2 protein-coding genes are annotated in these 1,917 nt (G+C 39.2%); both read left to right on the top strand.

The window, feature by feature from the left end; genetic code table 11:
• The first annotated feature begins 112 nt into the window (after positions 1-112).
• Complete coding sequence (locus tag NI464_RS15700) at positions 113-1,342, top strand: acetamidase/formamidase family protein (protein WP_253139524.1); 1,230 nt, start codon at positions 113-115, stop codon at positions 1,340-1,342.
• A 137-nt stretch (positions 1,343-1,479) separates the two neighbouring features.
• Positions 1,480-1,863, top strand: a complete 384-nt coding sequence (locus tag NI464_RS15695) for a hypothetical protein (protein ID WP_253139521.1) — start codon at positions 1,480-1,482, stop codon at positions 1,861-1,863.
• Positions 1,864-1,917: the final 54 nt, after the last annotated feature.

Raw genomic sequence — 1,917 nt, 5'->3', positions numbered from 1 at the left:
TCCGCAGATTATGCACGAATGCCAAGAAATTTGGAGTGCAAATATTAACCAAAAAGAAGATCATTTTTTGATTTATGAAAGAGATCTATTTTTTATGACGGAAATTGAACACATGTTAAAACCTTTGGCTTTATCTCTGGCAGTGGCTTCAAGCTTAAGTTTTATTTCGACAAGCCTATGGGCTGAAGACTTTAAGATACTAAAACAGCTGGAAAATAAACCGACATTACTCAAAAGTGGTGAATATAAAGGTCATTATTATGTGCCGAGTACCTTAAATACGATTACTTGGGGTTATCTGCCAAATAAAGATGCAAAACCTGTTTTGACTGTCCCTTCAGGGAGCACAGTCACTTTCGATACGGTTTCGCATGAAGGGCTGCTGGAAGATCAAGGCCGCAATGCAGAGAAATATTTCACATCAAAAGGCGTCAAGCCTGAGCATGTATTGGATGAAGCCAAGCTGATCACGAATTCCAAATTGAAACATGATTTCCATAAAGATGGACCACACATTATTACCGGGCCTGTCTATGTAGAAGGGGCAATGCCGGGCGATATTCTAAAGGTGGAGATTTTAAAAGTTGAACCGCGTGTGCCTTATGGCGTGATTTCAAACCGTCATGGCAAAGGCACCTTACCCGAATTCCCGAAACGTCAGAAACATGAGCATGCATCTCCAGCCAATCCTGATGCTTATGGCAACGTGTCCATTTTTACCCCAATTGAGAAAAATGCGGATGGTGTATGGGAAGGCGTTTTAAAAACTGAATCTGGTAAAGCGATTCGTTTCTCGCTGAATCCGTTTATGGGCACGATGGGCGTTGCACCAAATACCAGTGAGCCTGTGCACTCTGTGCCACCATCATTTTATGGCGGGAATATCGACATCAATGAATTAGGAGCAGGGGCTACGGCCTATTATCCTGTACAGGTGCCAGGTGCTTTATTCTATACAGGCGATAGTCACTTTGTACAAGGTGATGGTGAGGTGGCTTTAACTGCCTTGGAAGGTTCGGCACGTGCGACTTTAAAATTCACTTTGCTTAAATCTGGAAAAGATAAAATTCCGGGTGCAGAGATTAAACAGCCGCTGGCTGAAAATGCTGAATTCTGGATCACGCCGGGTCTGGATGAAGACTTGGACGAAGCCATGCGTAAATCCACCCGTGAAGCGATTCGTTTTTTGGTCAATGAATATGGCATTTCTGAAGAAATTGCCTATGCCTACTTAAGTGCTGCCACTGACTTTGAAGTGTCACAAGTGGTCGATCGAACCAAGGGTATTCATGCGATGATTCGTAAAGCGGACTTTAAGGAGTTTAAGAAAGAAGAGAAATAATTTCTTTATATAGTTTTTTGTTTTGTGCTTTTACCAACTGATTCAGGCATGGTCAGTTGGCTTTTTCTTTTGTAGTGCTTTGAAACTGTTTAGAATGGAGTGAAAAATAGTTGATTTAAAATAAGAAAGGGGATGTCGTGGCGCTAGAAGAACAACAGGCTTTGGTGTTAGAGCGATCGAAAGAACAAAAATTATACTTAGATGTACAACATTCAACTGATTGGGTTGTTGTAATCAGTGTTATAGCGTCCGCAATTATCAGCTTTATTGGATTTTTAATTACTATATACGTTGTAAAAAAATCAACTGAATCACAGATCAAGTCTAATGAGGACTTGATTAAATCCCAAAATGAAATAAAAGTTAAAGAATTAAAAACGCTCTATAAACAACGTAGGGCAGAAAACCTTAGAGTTATAATTTCTGAAATTTCATCATATGGAATTGGTTTTTTAAGTAATGCTAAATTTCGATATTTGATTACTAGATCTCTTGCGAAAGTAAAAAATTGTTTATACTAGCCCCATGAAATATGAAAATTTAACTCGATTTAATGATGGGGAATTTAAACGACT

Source organism: Acinetobacter lwoffii (assembly GCF_024129685.1).
Lineage (GTDB): Bacteria > Pseudomonadota > Gammaproteobacteria > Pseudomonadales > Moraxellaceae > Acinetobacter > Acinetobacter lwoffii_X.
The sequence above is the reverse complement of the archived record's forward strand: the minus strand, read 5'-3'. Positions and strand labels throughout refer to the sequence as shown.

Excerpts from the sequence above, each read along its gene's own strand:
- NI464_RS15700 (WP_253139524.1), top strand. The coding sequence starts at position 113 with ATGTTAAAACCTTTGGCTTTATCTCTGGCAGTGGCTTCAAGCTTAAGT.